Here is a 20,423-nt window from a genome sequence, read left to right as displayed (position 1 = left end):
GATGATCACTCCTTAATTTTTCGTAGGGTTAAAATGTTTCCATTAGCCTCAATCACAGTATATCGAGCACGTTTATCAACGTGACTGTTGTCATCAATCAAATAACGGTAGTATATCCCGGAAACCATGACCAAACCGCTTTCGACATAGATATCCTTACCGGCAATTGCTCGACCGATAAACTGGCGATGCTCAAAATTGGTATCTCCCTCGGCGTCTTCCAATAAACTGACAATATATGCATTGACACTTTTATTTTTTTCGGTTGCTTCAGCTGCCAACTTTTCGTAAAGTTGCTGACTTAATCGCAGTAAGAAGCGTTTTTCCGTATCCCCCATAACATAACCGCTTTCGTTTATTAAACTGATTGTCAAAAGATGATGCATCATTTTTTGATATCATTATGATATCATGTAGTTTCTTTAAACACAAGAAAAAGTTATCGTTTGATGCCTGATTTGTTTGGCATCATAAAAGGAGTCACCAATTGCTACTAAACAATTAGTGACTCCCTTTCGTTTTATTGACTACCGGATTTTAATAACCGAAACAATTATGATTCCGGTTCATAATTAGGTGCCTGCTTTGTAATTGTAATATCATGTGGATGAGATTCTCGCAAACCGGCATTTGAAATTTCAACGAACTGGGCATTGTCGTTTAAATCCTTTACGGTTGCAGAACCGGTATAACCCATACCAGAGCGAAGGCCGCCAACCATTTGAAAGACAATATCGTTGATGCTGCCTTTATATTCAACTTCTCCTTCGATGCCTTCCGGAACCAATTTATTGGCTTCATTGACACCACCTTGGAAGTAACGGTCGGATGACCCATGCTGCTGGCTCATTGCTGCAACACTACCCATGCCACGATAAGACTTATACTTTCGACCGTTTTCTTCATACACGTCACCCGGTGCTTCTGCTGTTCCGGCTAACATGCTGCCAAGCATAACGGCGGTTCCGCCTGCAGCTAACGCTTTAACAATATCACCGGAGTACTGGATTCCGCCATCAGCGATAATCGGTTTGCCCCATTTGCGGGCAACTGCAGCGGCATCATAAACGGCGGTTAGTTGGGGAACACCGACACCGGCAACCACTCGGGTTGTGCAGATGGAACCTGGACCGATTCCTACTTTGACGACATCAACGCCGGCTTGAAAGAGTGCTTCGGTTCCAGCAGCGGTTGCCACGTTTCCGGCAATCAAAGTTGTGTCAGGATAATGATCTCGTATTTCGGCAATTTTCCTCAAAACACCAGCCGAATGCCCATGAGCAGTATCGATGACAATGGCATCGGTACCGGCTTCCAAAAGAGCGGATGCCCGATCGAACGTGTCAGAGGAAACACCTACCGCAGCGGCAACTAACAGTGAACCATTCTTGTCAACAGCTGCCTTAGGTGTATCAGTCGTCTTCTTAACAGCCTTTACCTTAGCAACTTCTCCTGCCTGGGACTCAATACTGAGGTTCTTATGAATAACGCCCAAGCCACCCAATTTTGCTAAAGCAATTGCCATCTTCGATTCGGTAACAGTGTCCATACCGGCACTTAAAAAAGGAACATTTAACTTCAAATTATCTGCCAATTGTACTGATAAATCCACATCGTTCGGCAATACATCACTTGCTGCGGGTACTAACAGCACATCATCAAATGTAAAACCCTTTTTTCCGAACTTTTCATCCCAACTAACCATCTATCTCGCTCCTTTTAAAATTTGATTGCCTAATAACTTATCATGTTGTTAGCACAAAATCAACGTTTCTGAAAGATTTCTAATGATGATTTAATCTAACATCATGATTACCAGACATTGATAGGTTAAAAATTGTATTCATTATACACGAACTTTTTAAAAAATAAAAGGAAAAAAGTTATTTTTTTACGGACAATATCAAACCGATCATTTTTAATTGAATTCAATGTTCGTGTTTTACATTTTCACGTAAAAAAATAACAGCACATCACAAAACAGACGTTCGTGATGCACCGTTATTCAACTCTATTTTCTGATCAAATCGTGAACGTACGTCCCCTTTTTTGATCAGACTTTTACCTTAAATCATTCATATTCCGTTCACATCATAGACCATGTTAAATCAGGTCTGCTAAAACAGGCCACCGGTAATTTGAAAGTTCCGCTTAACAAAGAACGCACCAACAACGCCGACAGCACCAAGTGCAATATAAACGTATGGATTGAGTACCGGATTAATAACTGCTGGGATCAAACCGGCAAAGAAGAATACACCCATCCATACGACAAAGAAAAGCACCATAAAGATGATTCTCAACCACAAGGGATACTTATGCTTAACACCCGGCTGAATCAGCATTGTTAAGGCAGGAATCCCCAAACCGGCAATAATTGAGCTGAGGACAATTCCTGTAATCCCCATCATGCCACGGGCACTGTTCTTTGAGAAGAAAAAGGTAATCCCATATAAAAACGTAAAGATAACAAAGAATAAAAGCATGTTATAAAACGCATTCGGCCAATAATCACGCTTAATATCCGGCTTACGTTTCGGTGGATTCAGAACCCGTTGAATTCTTTGGTCAACGGTTCCCCACATATTACGGGCTGTCTTACCGGACTTTTGTCCCGCCAAGAGTTCTTCTACCATTTGGTGGATGGTATCAGCCTGTTGTTGCGGCGTCAGTTTTGTCTTTGCAATTTCTTGATTAAATTTGAACATATACTCAGCATTTCGCTTTGTTAACCCAATGTTGTCAAATTGAGAATGAACAATTTTCTTTGCCCGATCCCGATCCTGTTGAACATTGGCATTTCTTTTGCGGGCGTTACGTTCTTGTTTTGTTTCTTCACTACTACTCACTCGCATCTCATCCCCATTACTTATTTTTCAAATACTTTTACTAAACATTAAATCTAAATTCAACAATGTCGCCATCCTGCATGACGTAGTCTTTACCTTCAAGACGAAGCTTTCCCGCTTCCTTAACGGCTGCAGGTGTCTCGTATTTATCGAGATCGGCAAAAGCCATAATTTCTGCCCGGATAAAGCCACGTTCGAAATCGGAATGGATGATACCGGCTGCCTGTGGTGCCTTTGTACCCTTCTTATAGGTCCATGCACGGGTTTCTTTGCCACCGGCAGTGAAGAATGTCTCCAACCCTAATAGCTTGTAAGAAGCTCTAATAAGCCGATTCAAGCCAGGTTCTTCAACACCTTCTGCTTCCAAAAATTCAGCTTTTTCATCATCGTCCAATTCGGCAATCTCTTCTTCCGGCGCCGCTGCCACACCGATTGCCTGAGCACCTTCCTTTGCCGCATAATCGGCAATTTGCGGGAAGTATTTGGAATGCTCAGGATCAGCCATATCTTCTTCGGCAATATTGGCAACGTACAGAACCGGTTTACTGGTTAATAAGAATAAGCCCTTAACGATCTTTTCTTCATCTTCATCGAACGCAATCGAGCGAACGGAACCACCATCTTCCAAAACCGGCTTAATCTTTTCAAGGACTGCCAACTCGGCTTTTGCTTCCTTGTCGCTACCCTTGGCAGCACGCTGAACCTTTCCCAGTCGCTTGTTAACAGCGTCCAGATCGGCAATTCCCAATTCCAGATTAATCGTTTCAATATCATCAATCGGATCGATCTTTCCGGAAACATGGGTAATGTTATCATCATCAAATGCCCGAACAACGTGAACAATCGCATCCACCTGTCGAATATTTTCCAAGAACTTGTTTCCAAGTCCCTCACCCTTACTGGCACCCTTAACGATTCCGGCAATGTCGGTAAATTCAAAGGTAGTCGGTACGACTTTTTTAGCCGGGATTAATTCCTGAATCCTATCCAAACGTTTATCAGGGACTTCAACCATCCCGACATTTGGATCGATTGTGGCAAATGGGTAGTTGGCCATTTCGGCGCCCGCCTTGGTGATCGCGTTAAACAGCGTAGACTTTCCGACGTTTGGCAACCCAACGATTCCTGCAGTTAGTGACATAACTTAACAACTCTTCTTTCTAGTCTATTTTTCAGAATTTTCTGCTTTTTGAAGTAATTTTTTCAGTTTTCGGTCAAATTCTCTTCGGGGCATCATGACAATGTGTCCGCAACCCGTACATTGAATTTTAATATCAGCACCCATTCGGATAATTTCCCAACGGTTAGTGCCGCATGGATGCGGTTTCTTCATTTCAACTAAATCATGGAGACCGTACATATTGAACATCCTTTCTAAAGGTGACAGCTTTTCGGATAAGGTGGTTGTAGAACCTTATGTCTTAAACCATGACATACAGCTGCAACTCAACTAATCCAAGTTCACATCCAACATTTCCAAGATACGATTCAAATCTTCCGTTGATACATATTCAATTTCGATCTTCCCTTTTCCCTTCTTGCGAGAAGAGTTCACAATCGAAACCGGCGTTCCGAATTTTTCCTGTAATTGGCCTTCAGAAGCCCGAACAAACGGTGATTTTCTTTGAACCCGTTTTTTCCTATTGCCCGTTTTACCATTAATCTTTGCAGCAGCCTGTTCCAACTGGCGGACCGTCATTGAATCCGTAACGGATTTGCGGGCCAGCTTGATGAGTTCCTGCTTATTGTTAACGGAAAGCAAGGTTCGGGCCTGACCCATTGATAATTTATGATCCTCAAGCATTTCCTTGACTTCCGTAGGCAACCCAAGAATTCTCAAATAATTAGCAATGTATGGCCGGCTCTTTCCAAGTTTTTGGGCAACTTGTGCCTGAGTCAGATCAAGCCTAGTCATTAACATGTTATACGCTTCGGCTTCTTCAAGTGTTGTCAAATCCTCACGTTGAAGGTTTTCCAAAACGGCAATTTCCATCATCTGTTCTTCGTTGACATCTCGAACAATGGCAGGAATCATTTTTTGCTGCGCAATTTTGGACGCCCGAAGCCGTCGCTCACCGGTTAGCAGTTCATACGACTCAACTTCAGGATCCGGTTGACGAACAATAATGGGTTGAAAGACCCCGGAATTCTTAATCGATAATGCCAAATCCTCAAGTGCTTTCTGGTCAAATCGGTGTCGTGGCTGATATGGATTGGGCTTAATTTCACTCACTTTAATATCAATCACATTTTCTTTACTCGTATCTACGGTGTTGTCTTGAAAAAGTGCTTCAATACCCTTTCCCAATCCAGTCGGTTTTTTCTTATTCACCATGGTTGGCCAGCACCTCCTTCGCCAGTTTCATGTACTTATCCGCACCCTTTGACTTTGGATCGTAATCCATAATCGGTAAGCCGTAACTGGGCGCTTCGGATAACCGAACATTTCTTGGAATAACGGTCTCATAAACTTCGTTTTTAAAATACTTGCGGACCTCTTGATTGACTTGAACGCCCAAATTCGTTCGGGCATCAAACATCGTCAGGAGAACACCCTCAATTTTCAAATCCGGATTAAAATGTTTCCGAACCAATTGAATGGTATTGAGCAATTGGCTGAGTCCTTCCAGAGCGTAATACTCACTCTGAACCGGAATCAGAATCGAATCACTTGCGGTAAAAGCATTAATCGTAATTAATCCCAGTGATGGCGGACAATCGATTAAAACATAATCATACTGGTCCCTTACATCATCCAACGCTGCCTTCAATCGCGTTTCACGAGCCATTTGCGGTGTCAATTCAATTTCGGCACCAGACAGTTGAATGGTAGCCGGTACAATATCCAAGCCCTCATGAGCTGTATGTACGATTGCTTCCTGCATTGACTCTTCGTTCACCAATACATCATAAATGTCCTTGCCGATATCGGCCTTGGAAATCCCAACACCGCTGGTTGCATTTCCTTGTGCATCGGCGTCAACAAGTAAAATCTTCTTACCAAGTGAAGCCAGGCCGGCGCCCAGATTAACAGCCGTCGTCGTTTTACCGACACCGCCCTTTTGATTGGCAAGTGCAATCACATATGACATGTCTTCCCTCCTTACTTATTTACTTTTCCTATTGGTTCCCGATTGGGGGTTCCAGGTTTACGTGGATACTTTTTTGGTGTATCTTTTGTTTTTTCAATGATAATAATGTGTCGTTTTTCGTCTAAAATCGGCAGTGAAAAGTCAAAGTCGTGCTTCACCTGACCACCAAGCAGTGAAATAGCCTGCTTGGCATCTTCAAGTTCATCTTCCGCCTTAGCTGCCTTCATAGCGATCATTTGGCCGCCAACTTTTACCAATGGCAGACACAGCTCGCTTAAGACACTTAATCTGGCAACTGCCCGCGCAGTCACAATATCAAATGATTGTCGACTGGCAGATTTCTTGTTGCCAAATTCTTCGGCTCTCGCATGGACCAATGTGACATCCTTTAAATGAAGTTGTTGAACCAATTCTGTTAAAAAATGAATTCGCTTATTCAGAGAATCAACAATGGTGATTTTTAGCTGAGGGAACAGGATTTTTAACGGAATTGATGGAAAACCCGCTCCCGCACCAACATCGCAAATTGAAACCGGTTGTTCACGAATCTGTGAAACAAAAAAAGCAGGAGTTATCGAATCATAGAAATGTTTTAAATAAACTTCTGATTTTTCGGTGATAGTTGTTAAATTGACATGTTCATTTGTCGCCACTAATAGCTTGAAATAGGCATCAAACTGGCCTAGTTGATCATCGGTTACTTGAATGTTCTGCGCTAAAAGCGCACTGATAAATTGATCGATATTCATTAAATAAATTCTCCTGATATGTGAAACAATTCTGTTTCACGTCTTATTCTACTTTACCTTAAAATCGTTGATATGACAAGGACTACTGTGTAAGAAGTTGTCTAAAATCCTAAACTCCCCTATTTAAAATTATAATATGTTGACGATCACTTTTCGAGCGAAAAGAAAAAGCCGGGAGAACCCCGACCTTTGTGGTTAAAAATTAAACTTAATAAGGCAAAAACCATTTCTGGTAACAAAACCTGATCAAAACCCGTTTAATCACTGAATGTCACTGGCTTTTGATTTTCATGACCATATTGGCGAACATGTTCCCTGATAATCTCGACAATGATCCTTGAAACGTCTGCCATCGCCTCTGTCGTAATATATTCGTATGGACCATGGAAATTATCCCCACCATTAAATAAATTAGGTGTCGGAATGCCCTTGGCCGTAATCGCATTACCGTCTGTACCCCCACGAAACGGTGTAATTCTGGGATTAATCCCCAAACGTTTGTAAGTATCCAAAACCAGATTCACGACATATGGATACTTTTGAATAGCATCCCCAATATTTTGATATTGCTCGTCAATTTTAAGTGCCACTCTGGGAACGTCGAAACGGTCATTGATTTGCTGAACCGTTTCTTCAAGCAATCGTTCCTTTTCGTGAAACTTGTCAGCATCAAAATCACGCATAATGATCGTTAAGTGAGCCTCTGAAATTGTTGCGTTAAAGTCGGTTACCAAAAAGAACCCCTGATGACCCCGGCTTTTCTCAGGTACGTCATCTTTTGGAAGTGCGGAAAGGATTTCATTGGCCAAACTAACGGCATTGACCATCAATCCATAAGCATCACCTGGATGAACAGCCGTCCCTTTTATGCTGATTTCAGCTTGAGAGGCGGTAAAAGTTTCAGGTTCGATTTGACCGGGCTGACCATTATCCATCGTATATGCGAACTTGGCACCAAAGGCTTTTGCCGGAAAGCGTTTTGACCCTCTGCCGATTTCTTCGTCCGGCCCAAACGCTACTTCAACCGGTCCATGTTCAATTTCCGGGTGCTTCAACAGGTCATCCAAGGCGCCAAGAATTGCTGCAATCCCTGCCTTGTCATCAGCTCCCAGCAGGGTAGTCCCATCGGTTGTAATCAGTCGTTGACCAATAAACTTCTTCAAATTCGGAAATTGTTTTGGACTTAAAATCATGTTTTTCTTACGATTCAGGACAATGTCTTCCCCTGAATAGTCCGCATGGACCTGAGGCGAAATATTTTCGGCATTATAATCCGCTGTGTCCAAATGGGCTATAAAACCGATTGGTGACAGTTCTTTCTCAGAGTTCCCCGGCAGCTCCGCCAATGTATACCCACTATCGGTATCGTATGTCACCTTTTTGATACCCAATTTTTTTAAATCCTCGACAATCATTTGCGCCAGTTCAACTTGTCCCGGCGTTGTCGGTACCGTTGGACTATTCGGGTTGGATCTGGTGTTGACCTTCGCGTACTTTATGAAAAGTGATTCAATTAAATCATGATCAAACTCACTCAAATAACTCACCCACTTCATTTCCCCACTCTTTTAAAACTAACTTCAATCATAAAATACCATTATGAAATTGTAAACAATCCTCTTAAAGAATAAGTATGATGCTTATTCACCCCATTATAAAAAGGGGACTGGAATAAACAATCGTTTTGTCCCAATCTCCTGATTTTAATAAGCTGATTCATTTTTCAAAACCGTTAACGCTCTTTATGGCTTGGTGATGGCTGCAACTTCATCCAGGAACCAGTCATTAAAGGCCTGTGCATCAATGTCAACACAAACATCTGCGTTGGTCTTACCATCATGATAGGCACCCCGAATATCACCAACCGTTTCACCGATTGCAGGACCATCAGTGACAATATCAACCCACATAGGCTGTGTTTTGATTGCTTCCGGATGCAAAAGATAGAAAATCGTGTTCACGTCATGCATCGCAATGCCCTCATCACTGTTATCGCCATCGTGAATAATGATGTCGTGAAGCATCTTACCCGTCTCATTCATTGTTTCCAACTTGCTGAGTGAGGCCGGCGTAATCAATGCCTTCATTGTAATGTCCAACCCAACCATGGTGATTGGAATACCCGATTGATACATAATCTTAGCAGCATCCGGATCCGTGAAGACATTGAATTCGGCAGCACTGGTCATGTTCCCTTTACCAAGAGAGCCACCCATTGCCACAATCCGCTCGATATGATCCTTAACTTCGGGATACTCGCTGAATAACAGTCCGATATTGGTATATGACCCCGTTGGTACCAGCGTGATTTTTTCATCACTACTCATAATCGTATCATGCAATGCCTCAACAGCGCTTTTATCAAGTGGTTTCGGCAGGTCCTCGGGAAAGTCATACCCGGGCATCCCCGATTCGCCATGGATTCTGGCAGCATCTTCAAATTCTTTGATTAACGGTTGTTTAGCACCAGCGGCAACCGGTACGTCCTTGTTAAAGAAACGCACAATTTTTTGCGCGTTTTTTGTTGTTTTATCAACCGTTACATTTCCGGCCACACTGGTAATCAGTTTGACCTCGATTTGAGGATCGTTCAGCGCCATGGTTAGAGCTGCTGCATCATCAATCCCCGGATCAGTATCCATTACAATTTTAATGGTCATTTTTATCTTCCCCTTTTTATTTTATTTGCGTTTATAGAAGCGCCGAAAGGACTAAATCACATAGGAATAAACCGCCTAACACGTAGGTAGCAACCGTTAATTCCTTTGCCCTCCCTGCTGCAATTTTCAGGATTGGATAAGCCACAAATCCAAATGCCAACCCAGTTGAGATACTGGTCGTAAATGGAATCAAGACAACAATCAAAAATGCAGGGAACCAATCCGAAAAATCAAACATATTAATTCTGCTCAACTGATTCATCATCAGCGCTCCGGTAATAATAATCACCGGGGCAATCGCAGCCTGTGGTACAAATGATAGCAATGGGATGAAAAACATTGAAACGGCAAACATGAGACCGGCCACAATAGCTGTTATGCCGGTTCTACCACCACTTTCAATTGCCGAAGCACTTTCGGCGGCAGCAACCGTTGGGCTTGTGCCTAAAGCACCGGACAAGAAGCTGGTAATAGAACTTGCTTGAAATGCTTTCTTAAACTTCTTGGGATTTGGCATGATGCCTTCCAATAGTCCCATCGATTCAAACACCAAGATCATTGTCATTGAAAAGACAGCAAGGACAAATGCCACACTGAAAACATGACTAAAGTCACCTTTTCCAACGATCTGTGAGTATTTGGCAATGTCGCCGATTCCTACAGAGGGCGATGCCTGATCCTTAATCCCGAACAGGATACCTAATAGTGAGGTCACGAAGATCCCAATAAAGAAACCACCTGTTACATTTCGAATATAAAGGAACAGTGTCAGCAGCAGGCCAAACATTGCCAATAACGTAGCTGGTTGTGTTAAATCGCCAAGTGCCAAAATTGAACTCTTACCGGCCTGGATTAATTGGGCCTTTTCCAAACCGATTTCAACCAGAAATAGACCAATACCGGCAGTTATACCTGCTTTTAACGTATCCGGAATACCATCCGCCAACACCTGGCTCAGCTTGGTGAATGCAATTAAAACGTAAATAACACTGGCTACCATCGAAATTGCCAATGCTTCCTGCCATGACAATCCCATCGACACGACAACCGTGTAGGTAAAGAAGGCATTGACGCCCATCCCCGGTGTTAAGATCACCGGTGCATTCGCCCAGAACCCCATAATCAAACAACCAATCAATGACGAAATAATGGTTGCAAAAACACTTAAATCAGTCGGGATTCCGGCATCCTTTAAGATCATCGGATTAACGATAATAATATAGGAAATTGCGAAGAAACCGGTAACACCGGCAATAATCTCACGTTTTATCAGGTTTTTATCTCGTATAGCCTCACGAAGCCGCAGCTTATTGGCTACGGCTTCTGCTCTTTGTAACTTATCCAAAAATATGACCTAGCTTTCGAATTTGCAAGTTTACCATACAAATAGTCCAACGATTCCGGCAGACATCAACGATACTAAAATACCGGAAAGTAACATAATACCAACGTTCTTACTGATCAAATCATTTTTCTTTTTGTCAACCAAGCCCTTGAAGGCACCGATAATCATACCGGTTGTTGAGAAATTGGCAAATGATGTAATGAAGACCGTTAATTGGGCTTGATAGTGAGCTGGGAAGATACTGAGATTGTTAATTGTTCCAGCGATCTTACCCATAACAACGAATTCGTTGGTAACTAACTTCATTCCCATAAATTGGGCAAACTGGAAGGCATGGTCGACATCCAGGCCCATCAACCAGGCAAATGGGAACATAATAATTCCTAAAATATGTTCGAGAGACAACCATGGGTTGAATAATGCCAAAATTTTATCAATCAAGGCAGCCAAAGCAACAAAGGCAATAACGTTTGCAGCAATGATCAAAATCAAACGACCGGCGCCAAGAATGGAATCACCCAGGAATGAGAAGTAAGGTTCTCTTTTGCCATCGGCAGAAACCTCGCCGGCTTCTTCGGCAGCTTCACTTGCAGCACCGCTTCCACCCATCTTGGCAATGGTATCTTCTTCAGGTGTCACCTTAACCGGATTCAAAATACTCGTAATAATAAGCGCATTTAAAACGTTTAATGGAATAGCAGTTAATACATATTGTCCAGGAACCATCTGGGTATAAGCCCCGATGATTGACGCGGTAACACATGACATCGACATCAAAGCCAACGTTAGGTTTCGTTTAGCAGACATTTGCTTTAATTGCAGTGATGAAACGGCAAGTGCTTCAGTGTTGCCAAGAAACATCATTTCAACGGCAAAGAATGATTCAAACTTAGGTGCGCCCGTGATAAATGATAAGCCACGGCCAACCCATTTAATGATCCAAGGTAGGACACCAATATAAGTTAAGGTATCGAACAATGGCACAATCATCAAAATAGGCAGCAACGCACTGGTAACGAAGTTCATTGATTTGGCTGTTCCGCCAAAATCAGGTGTCACCCAGTTCGGTAATGCAAACGCAATGCCTTTATAGGAAACCTGAACCAGCCAGTTGAACCCATCGGCTGCGGCTTTAACACCGTCACGACCCCATTTAAACTCGGTTAGAACGAAGGCAATGACAAGGTTAATGACCAACACGACAAGGACAGAACGCCAATTGATGGCCTTTCGATCCTTGGAAAATAATATCGCAATACCCAGGTAAACAATGACACCCAGTATATTGACTAATAAATAAGTTAACGACATACGCGGAAATCCTCTTTTCTGTTTTTACGAATAACGAAACAATAATGGCTAAAACGACTATGGCCAAAAATAATATTTAACACCCGCGATCCCCCTTATAATGAATTTGGTTTTAAAAGTTTAAACCCCGTTATGATAATAGCTCGCCCAAAAAGCTGTGGCCGACCGATTCCTTTGAGTAACTCAAGGAAAAGGCTTCAGCGATCGTTGCACCAATATCGGCTAACGAATGACGAATCCCCAGTGCCCGCCCATCTTCATTTGAAGGTCTATAGGCAATCAGCGGTAGATATTCTCGAGTAGGTGAAACAGCCGCGGTCATATCATTAGCAAATGTCGCTGTGATGATTAGCAGATCAGTTCGACTCATCTCGTTAATCACTTGGGCAATGTGTTGATCGGTTTCACGCAATATTTCAAGGTACTGATCGACACTTCCGTTCTCGGCAGCTCTTGGCAATCCCTGAACGGACATATAAATCAGTCCCTTAACCGGTGATATCACTTCATGGTGAAGTGTCTGAAAAGCCAGAGAATCTTTGTTAACTGCTACAATATCGGCTAAGTTCTGATTGGAGATGTAGCTTTTATAATCGGTAATCATAATCGAGCGGGCGTAATCATCACTGTATTTGACAATCGGATCAATCACACTTGTCACCCGAATGCCGTCCTGATAATCAAGCATCTCTCGAATGCCGCCTTCAGGGCTGTTACTCAATCCCTCAAGATGTATTTTCCCGTAAAAGCCAAGCGGCTGATCAACCGGTGGTAACCCGTTAACCGGATTTCCAAAGCGAATATTCCCCAATCCCAGTCTTCCCAGGGTCGGTAGTTTGAGCCTATTTCCAACTCTGATTGCAACATGCCCCAGAGTATCGGTGCCAATCGAATGATAACGATTAGCATCACTTGCCTCACCAATACCCAGTGACGCAAGATCAATCACGATGACCCTTTGAAAATCCATAAACGATTCCCCTCTTTTACAAAAATTAGCAGAAAAACTCATTCCATTGACTAGAATACCGAATATTCTGAAACCTGTAAATCAATTGGTCAATCATTTTTCGGAAGTAAGACCTTTTACTATATTGTGTGCGCTTACATTATAGCAAAAACGATTTCTTGACACAACTTAGTGCGTCATAAAAATAACATCTCCCACTCCCTAGCGGAAAGTGCACAGGTCTTTCACAAGAAATCATTATTTTGAGCACAAAAATAGGCCTCAGGTTTGCTATGCGTTTCAACCTGAGTGCCTATTGATCGGAAGGGATATTATAACTAAGGGTTAATGCCCACTCTTGTTTAAATCTAATGTTTTATCGCCTCAATTTAACTCATTAAATTGACCTACTGCCGCAAACTTGAATCAGTTTTAACATTTAACTTTTGATAAATTTGCCGTGCGATCAATTTTGATGTTTCGTGGAACTTGGAACTTTTAAAACTGTAAATGATTGGTACTGAAACACTGATGCTGTAAAGATTTAATTCTTGATAATCGGATCTGTGAATCTGTTATCTATGCGTCAATTTGATATCACATCAATTTGACAGCTTATCGGATTCATCGATCTACTACAAGCGACCCCTGTACAATGATCTATTCTATTACTTCAATGAGTATTAATAGTCGATCTTTAAATCCTTTTCGCATGATTGGATCATTTTATATTCAAACACTTAATCACCTGAAATTAATTTTGTCATCCTCGCTTGTAATCATCCTAACCAATGTTACTGTTTAAAACTCATACTCACCAAGATTAATCATCCATCACTTCAAATTACAAACATTTGAAAATAAAGTTACGTTTCCAACAAGTACTTGCTGGTGGAAGAACGCTCAAAGTAGGTTTAAAACCCTTAATGCTTCGAACTTCTTTCCCTTCCTTAACTATATAATACCATATCTGAAAGCGTTTGCAAGGTTTAAGACTCATTTGTGACTTTCTCCTCCGATTCCTTGATAAAACAGCTTTTTACTCACCTTTCGACCAAAAAGGGGCCGCCGGCTATGTTGAGACGAAGCATTTGTCCAAATGCGATCACTCTCACTCATTTGGGTGTCAGCTCCATGCTCACAAACTGATGTTATCTGTGAACTATTCAGTCATGAATGACCGAGCTTTTGGAAACAAAAACAGACCCAAAATGTCCCATACTGGACGTCTCAAGTCTGTTTTAGTGTTCATGTTCAATATTATCTAAAGATAAACCGTAATGGATCAAAAATGATAAACGATAACGCAACGATACCAATAATTGACAATGTAATAATAACCGGCAATGTTTCAACAATGCCGTTAACATCGTGATCGGTATATTTCACACTGGAAACCGGTGTCGTAATTGTCACCTTTTTACCCTTTGAAGTTGTAAACTTACCAGGATTCTTTTTGTTATTGAGTGCCTGCTTATAAAATAAATTACTAAACGTATTAAAACTAACCAGTTTAGTTGTATTCTTTTGTGCATTAGCTGAGTCACTCTTAGAGACCCGGTTGGCAAATGAATTGTGTGTCATAGCATCATTGGCGCTGGGCTTCTCAATTGCTGTTTGACGCTTGGCCTGTGCAGCAACAGCTGAATTGGCAGCGTAAGCATTTCCCTGGCCATTAGTGTCAGACTGCTGTGTATCTGAAACACGGCTGCTGTCCGTTGCACCAGTAGCAGTATTTGCTTGTTGCCCAGCAGTTGCCGAAGAGCTACTATTGGCCGGTACGTTTGGTTTGGTATTATCCAAGCCACCCCCCGGAACAACCTTATCGATTATCTTCTTAACAACCTTATCGGCACCCGAACCTGCGCCTGCTGATCCTTTATCCCCTAAACCGAGCATCGGTTCGGAAGAGGACGAATTCGCATCAGCACTACTTGAAGAAGCTGAAGACGAGCTGTCACTATTTGGATCAACGTTATTGCTATTAGCATTGTCATAAGTAGTCGTCGTGCCCCCATTGCTGCTTGAACTACTCGATGATGTGCTGTCTGAAGAATCGGCTGCACTTGATGAGCCAACACTGTTCCAACCAGTTACTGCTGAGCTGGAGCTTTGCGTGCCATCCGAGGAAGCGGCTTCTTCTACACTTTCAGAATATTGAGACGAACTTTGAAGCGCCCATTGACTATTATCCCCAGTAGTATGTAATGAGCTTTGATCGTTAGAATCTGCAGAAGAAGGGTTGACGGCAGTTACCTGCGATTGCGCAGGTGTTGATACATTGGCTGAGTCAGCTTCAGCGTTGCCCCCAACGCCGAAACCGAACAAAGCCAACATAATAGACGATGCCATAAGAGACCATCTAAATTTGAACTTCTTGTTCATGGTACATTCCCCCCGACTTTAAAGTAGTCGTACTATACATGTTCTATGATAAATTATTTGCGATTCTTTTTCAAGCGTGTTATGTAAAAGAACGTCATTTTAACTTAAATCGGGAAACTGAACCGCCATCGGTTAGTTATGAGGTTTTCACTCGCCCGTAAAATGTTCGTAACATTACCGTGGTATTCTTAAATGCGTTAACAATATTTTGAGGAGATTATGAGAATGAAAAATAAGAGAGTCATCGTCGTTGCAATTGCGACGTTATTGGGGATGTCCACGACAATCACCACTCAAGCAGCCAGTAAGACGGCTACGCCTACAAAAACGACCGCACCTGCCACTAAGTCAGGTCAAAGCAGCACATCCAGTTCCAAAACAGCAAGTTCGTCATCCACAAAACCAATCCCAGCTGCAACATTGGTCAGCAGCACAACCGTTGATGAAGAATTACCATACCATATTGATAAAGGTTATGTTTATACATCTTCCAAACTAAATAAGCAAGCCGGCCCAGCTAAAGATTTTTCAAAGGTTACTTGGTATACTGAGAAAAAGGCTGTCATCGATCGGTCAGCCCAAGGTTCCGGAAATTCGGTTTGGTATTATGTTAAAAGCGGTTCTGGCGCCCAATCCGGCTGGATTTGGCAAGGAAATCTCGAACCAATCTCAGAAGGGACTTTTGATATTGCAATGAAAAACAGTGACTATTTTAAAAACCAGAATATTATCTGTTTAGGTGACTCCATTACTAAAGGTTATGACGGTTACGAAACATTAGATAACATGGGCTACCCTAATTGGTTAAATCGATACTTAGATACCACCGTTTTGAATGCCGGATACAATGGCGCATTCTTGTGTGATGGCGGCGAACAGGAAACAACCGGTGATCTGACACCGACGGTTAACTCACATAACTTTAAGAATTACGATGTTGCAACAATCGCTTACGGCACTAATGATTACGGTCATGTGTCAAATTCGATCTCCGATATTCAAACCACGTTAAGACAAAACATTAAGAAAATGAAGTCTGACAATAAGAAGCTTATTATCTATGGTATTCTGCCAACTACCCGGTATGATTCAAATACCAACTCCGATAACATTATCGGCAAAGGTGGCTTCACCATGAACGACCTACGTGATGCGGAGGCTGAGGTATATAAGGAATTCAATATCCCTTACCTGGATTGGCGCAAAGATACCACACAATTAATTACAGACAGCAATCATGAATACCGCTTGTATGATGAACGACTACATCCGTCTGCCAAGACTTATCAATTAATGGGTAGAGAGATCGCCCAGTTTATGATTAACAATTATCCAAAAGATAAAATTAAGACAACCAAGAAAACAGCTAAAACAACCACGAAAAAAGCAACGACACCGACAACGGTCACTAAAAAGGTTGCTAAGACCACAACAACAAAATAAATTAATTTCATCCAAGCCCTTTGGTCATCTACGATAGATGCCACAGGGCTTTTTTAATGCAAAAAACAATCCGATTTCAGAATCGAAATCGGATTGTTAATGCTCATATTAAATCAGTCTATTTAATTGCCAAACAATCCTGATAAAAGATTGCTTAAACTGGAATCACTACTTAAGGCCGAACTACTGGTAGTTGAAGTCGTACCGCTACCATCCGTTAACAAGCCTGATAATGCGCTTGTGCTGCTTTGGAAAGTCTTATCGTTAAAGGCGTTTCCTTGGTCAGTTGCGTCTGTGCCAGCTTTAGTAAAGCCAACATCCAATTGATTTTGGTATCCCGTAATAGCATCTTGAGTAACCACTTTTGAAGCTGTAGCAGTATAAGGAATGGTTACTTGAGTTCCCATCTTAATGCTGTCGCCGTTAGCAGTCTTGATTGCATCTTGAGAAGTCGTTAATTGAACGATTCTGTAGCAAATTCGACCACCAAACAAACTGTTTGCAATGCCATCCAAGCCACTACCGATAATATTACCAAGGCCACTCAAAATTCCTGTGGAATCAATTCCCGAAGCACCTAAGATTGCGGAAAGTTGATCCGTTGTATCACTCGTACTAGAGCTTGAACTTGTTCCAAACAAGCCGCTGACACTTGGTGTACCAGTACTTGATGCAGTCAAAATTGCCTGCTTAGTACCATCAAGGATATTACTCATTGGATCACAGTATGCCAAATAGTAAATGGTGTCCATCTTTGCACCCTGAACGGCATTAAAGACGTCCGTAGAAGTGAAAGTGGTACGTTGTCCACCATTACCACTCGTGTAACTGCTCTTGGCTAAGTTGGAAAGCAACGAGCTAAACTGAACCCCTTGTGGTGAAGTAAAGGCATTCTTACTTACAGGATCGCCAGGAAGGCCACTGTAAGTTCGATTATTTGCTTTTGATGTGTATTTTGGAGATGTGCTGAACAAGTTATCACTTGACGTTGCAATGACATAGTAATTAACTTGCTTGCCATATGATGCCGCTGCTAACGCGCTTGTGTTAGACGTACCATATTGGGTGCTGTCGCCAGGTGCTGAATAACCGGTTGGAATATTTGAATATGCCTGACCGGATAAGTTTGTACCCAAGTAACTTGCAGCGGTCTGAGTTGATGAATTATTATTCGTTAATAGCTTGGTTGTCACTGAGTTTCCAGTTGAAGCATCAACATAGTTAACCAATACTTGGTTGGCACCAATATTAGTAGATGAAGAAGATGATGAAGTGCCTGTACCTGAACCAGACTTCAAATCAGATGCCTTGATCCAACCATTAACTGTTGGATGAGCTGAATCTTCAACAAAATAATAAGTAGCATTATTGTCGCGACCATTAGTTTTAGTCCCAACGCCAGTCACTCTCAAAGCATCCTTTGTGTAGTCACCAGAAAGTGAATCCATATTCCGGCCGATCTTATACTGTGTCCAATCAGGTTGCTTGTAAGTTGTCGACGATGCACCAAAATAATAAGTCGTGTTTGAAATGTCGGTGGTTAAGTTCCCCTGATTAAAGGTTGAAACTTTCTTCATACCGCCAACAGATGTCTTACCACTCGGGTTTGACTTACCTGCATAAATCCAGCCACGATAAGTTTTATCAAATGACGCAACCTTTAAATAGTATGATCCCCGATTAGTCTTTGCAATTCGATAAGCTCTAAAATAGCTTTGTCCTTTATCGGATTTATTTGCCAATGCGTTCAATGTCGAAGCACTAGCAACCTTTCGAGCACCCTTTAGGGTACCGGCCTTCGTATATAAAGCCGTAGATCCTGATGGCAGATAATTCCGTTCAGTGTAGTTAGTGGTATAAGCCCTATTAGACTTAACCTTTGCATAACTTTTAGCACTTGCGGTATTTGAATTTGCTGAAACTGCCGCAAATCCTAAGCCAAACAACGCTGCACTTAACAATGCGGCTTTGCTAAATTTGTTATTCAATACGATCCCCTCCTATATCTATATGTAAGGAAAACGAATCACTATAATCCGTTATCTACACATTCATTATAACCCCTTAATCAATTAATGCCATATTACAAAAGTTAAAATTGTGTATCATTATCTAATTAGAATAGGCGTTATAATTTCATTCCAAATCATTTAAACGAAACGTATGTATAAAAAAAGCACCCCCAATGGAGATGCCTTTTCCATTTACATATCTAACAATCTAATTAAAGATTATAGGTATGGGTTAACAACATACATATCAAGAATGGTCTTTACCCATTGACGATAGATAGTCATACCGATGTAACCATCAGCATTAGCACTTGAATTTTCATTCTTAGTGCTTCCACCAGCCTTGGTGTACAATGCTGAATCATCAACAGTGTAACCTAAGCGAAGTGTATCACCATAATGAGCATTGCTTGGAATACTGTCAGTATCCAAGTTGAACTTCATGTAAACACCAGTTAATGAGTCAACGTTATCAAGCCATCCACCTGCAAGACGAGGTAAGATAGTTGGTGTGATCTTCATGTAAACTTGATTGAAGCCATTGTTCTTCAATGCAGTCTTCAAAGTGTCTGTAGGGATAACATCGTTCTTGTTACCCATTACAGTACGATCACGGTTGAACTTGTTAACAGCGTTGTTCCAGTTAACGTTACCGTTCCATAGAGGAATTGTCCATTGTGCATGGGCTACTTGCTTACCACCAGTAGCTTGGCTGTAACCTTCAATATTGAAAGTACTGTCAATAGTAGTTTGGCTAGTACCTACAGAAACAGTTGGAGTTGTAGGTGTTGATGATGATGAGCTTGATCCAGTAGCTTCTCTAAGTGATGTTGAAAGAACATAACCATTAACTGATGGGTTCTTAGCATCATTTACGTAATACCAAGTATCACCTTCACGGTTACGCTTTACAGCCTTTGTAACTGTAAAGGTATCGTTCTTGTAATTAGTGGTATCAGTTGTGTTACGGCCAATCTTATATTGAGTATATGCAGGTTCTTTGAAGGTTTGTGCTTCAAATGAAGTACCAGCATTGTTCAATTGATAAGTAGCTTTCTTTTGTGCGTCAGTTAAAGTTGAAGTTACATCTGTAGTAGTATCAGTGTACTTCAAGCCGCCGGCAACACTTTGGTAATTGCTACGAGGATCAGTCTTACCAACATAGATCCAGCCACGGTAAGCTTTGTCAAAAGTAACAACCTTCATGTAGTATGAACCGTTGCTTAACTTAGCAACACGGTAGCCACGTAAGTAGTCATTACCCTTCTTTGAGCTGGCAAGTGATTGTAAAGTTGCAGTTGAAGCAACTTGGCGAGCACTCTTTAATACGCCAGCTTTAGTATATAATGCATTTGTTCCAGTAGGAACATAGTTACGACTAGTAGCAGTTGCGCTACTTGAAGCTTGGTTGAAGTCAATCTTATAACTCTTCTTTGCAGCAGATGCATTAGATGATGCACCGGCAACAGCTACAAAACTTAATGCAGCCAAACCTACGAATAATGAACGCTTGATGTTAGTTTTCATAATTCGAATTTCCCCTCTCTGTAATAAAGATATTAGACGCGATTATGTAATTCTCTCGCCCCTTCAGACATTATAATAACATCTCGGCTATAAGTTGTAAA

The 20,423-nt window shown here is 41.7% G+C and carries 17 protein-coding genes; 1 reads left to right on the top strand and 16 read right to left on the bottom strand.

Annotation, left to right across the window (positions count from 1 at the left end; all coding sequences use genetic code 11):
- Positions 1-5: 5 nt before the first annotated feature.
- The 14 genes from GQR93_RS04710 to GQR93_RS04645 form a co-directional block, all read right to left on the bottom strand.
- Positions 6-389, bottom strand: coding sequence for a toxin-antitoxin system HicB family antitoxin (locus GQR93_RS04710; protein WP_003552817.1), 384 nt, complete (start codon positions 387-389; stop codon positions 6-8).
- Between the two features lie 164 nt (positions 390-553).
- Complete coding sequence (guaB, locus tag GQR93_RS04705; RefSeq protein ID WP_003552815.1) at positions 554-1,705, bottom strand: IMP dehydrogenase; 1,152 nt, start codon at positions 1,703-1,705, stop codon at positions 554-556.
- A gap of 412 nt (positions 1,706-2,117) precedes the next feature.
- On the bottom strand, positions 2,118-2,855 hold the full coding sequence (locus tag GQR93_RS04700; protein WP_003552813.1) for a DUF1129 domain-containing protein: 738 nt from the start codon (positions 2,853-2,855) through the stop codon (positions 2,118-2,120).
- A 34-nt stretch (positions 2,856-2,889) separates the two neighbouring features.
- The gene (ychF, locus tag GQR93_RS04695) at positions 2,890-3,990 is read right to left on the bottom strand and encodes a redox-regulated ATPase YchF (protein WP_003552811.1); all 1,101 of its coding nucleotides are present in this window, start codon (positions 3,988-3,990) and stop codon (positions 2,890-2,892) included.
- Between the two features lie 24 nt (positions 3,991-4,014).
- The gene (locus GQR93_RS04690) at positions 4,015-4,209 is read right to left on the bottom strand and encodes a DUF951 domain-containing protein (RefSeq protein WP_035444395.1); all 195 of its coding nucleotides are present in this window, start codon (positions 4,207-4,209) and stop codon (positions 4,015-4,017) included.
- Between the two features lie 90 nt (positions 4,210-4,299).
- Positions 4,300-5,184, bottom strand: coding sequence for a ParB/RepB/Spo0J family partition protein (locus GQR93_RS04685; RefSeq protein ID WP_003552806.1), 885 nt, complete (start codon positions 5,182-5,184; stop codon positions 4,300-4,302).
- Complete coding sequence (locus GQR93_RS04680; RefSeq protein WP_003552804.1) at positions 5,174-5,941, bottom strand: ParA family protein; 768 nt, start codon at positions 5,939-5,941, stop codon at positions 5,174-5,176. The genes GQR93_RS04685 and GQR93_RS04680 overlap by 11 nt, the downstream gene beginning before the upstream one ends.
- 11 nt (positions 5,942-5,952) lie before the next feature.
- Positions 5,953-6,690 (bottom strand): 16S rRNA (guanine(527)-N(7))-methyltransferase RsmG, encoded by a 738-nt coding sequence (gene rsmG / locus GQR93_RS04675; RefSeq protein WP_003552803.1) that lies wholly within the window; start codon positions 6,688-6,690, stop codon positions 5,953-5,955.
- 257 nt (positions 6,691-6,947) lie between these two features.
- Positions 6,948-8,246, bottom strand: coding sequence for a peptidase T (gene pepT / locus GQR93_RS04670; protein ID WP_003552801.1), 1,299 nt, complete (start codon positions 8,244-8,246; stop codon positions 6,948-6,950).
- A 186-nt stretch (positions 8,247-8,432) separates the two neighbouring features.
- On the bottom strand, positions 8,433-9,350 hold the full coding sequence (rihC, locus tag GQR93_RS04665) for a ribonucleoside hydrolase RihC (protein ID WP_003552799.1): 918 nt from the start codon (positions 9,348-9,350) through the stop codon (positions 8,433-8,435).
- 31 nt (positions 9,351-9,381) lie between these two features.
- Positions 9,382-10,695, bottom strand: a complete 1,314-nt coding sequence (locus tag GQR93_RS04660) for an NCS2 family permease (protein WP_159298708.1) — start codon at positions 10,693-10,695, stop codon at positions 9,382-9,384.
- A gap of 30 nt (positions 10,696-10,725) precedes the next feature.
- Positions 10,726-12,006 carry a NupC/NupG family nucleoside CNT transporter gene (locus tag GQR93_RS04655; protein ID WP_003552796.1) on the bottom strand — a complete coding sequence of 427 codons (1,281 nt, stop codon included), beginning with the start codon at positions 12,004-12,006 and terminating at the stop codon, positions 10,726-10,728.
- Positions 12,007-12,136: 130 nt separating this feature from the next.
- Positions 12,137-12,976: an alkaline phosphatase family protein gene (locus GQR93_RS04650; protein ID WP_225442051.1), complete on the bottom strand. Its 840-nt coding sequence runs from the start codon at positions 12,974-12,976 to the stop codon at positions 12,137-12,139.
- A 1,239-nt stretch (positions 12,977-14,215) separates the two neighbouring features.
- Positions 14,216-15,340: a hypothetical protein gene (locus GQR93_RS04645; protein WP_003552794.1), complete on the bottom strand. Its 1,125-nt coding sequence runs from the start codon at positions 15,338-15,340 to the stop codon at positions 14,216-14,218.
- Between the two features lie 219 nt (positions 15,341-15,559).
- On the opposite strand from GQR93_RS04645, the gene GQR93_RS04640 reads away from it, so the two are divergent.
- Entirely contained in the window at positions 15,560-16,783 is a 1,224-nt protein-coding gene (locus tag GQR93_RS04640) for an SGNH/GDSL hydrolase family protein (protein ID WP_003552792.1), read from the top strand.
- A 122-nt stretch (positions 16,784-16,905) separates the two neighbouring features.
- On the opposite strand, the gene GQR93_RS04635 is transcribed toward GQR93_RS04640, so the two are convergent.
- Both GQR93_RS04635 and GQR93_RS15425 read right to left on the bottom strand, forming a co-directional pair.
- Positions 16,906-18,771 (bottom strand): hypothetical protein, encoded by a 1,866-nt coding sequence (locus GQR93_RS04635; protein ID WP_003552791.1) that lies wholly within the window; start codon positions 18,769-18,771, stop codon positions 16,906-16,908.
- Between the two features lie 243 nt (positions 18,772-19,014).
- Entirely contained in the window at positions 19,015-20,322 is a 1,308-nt protein-coding gene (locus tag GQR93_RS15425) for an S-layer protein (protein ID WP_223800289.1), read from the bottom strand.
- Positions 20,323-20,423: the final 101 nt, after the last annotated feature.

This window comes from Lentilactobacillus hilgardii, from assembly GCF_009832765.1.
Taxonomy (GTDB): domain Bacteria; phylum Bacillota; class Bacilli; order Lactobacillales; family Lactobacillaceae; genus Lentilactobacillus; species Lentilactobacillus hilgardii.
The sequence above is the reverse complement of the archived record's forward strand: the minus strand, read 5'-3'. Positions and strand labels throughout refer to the sequence as shown.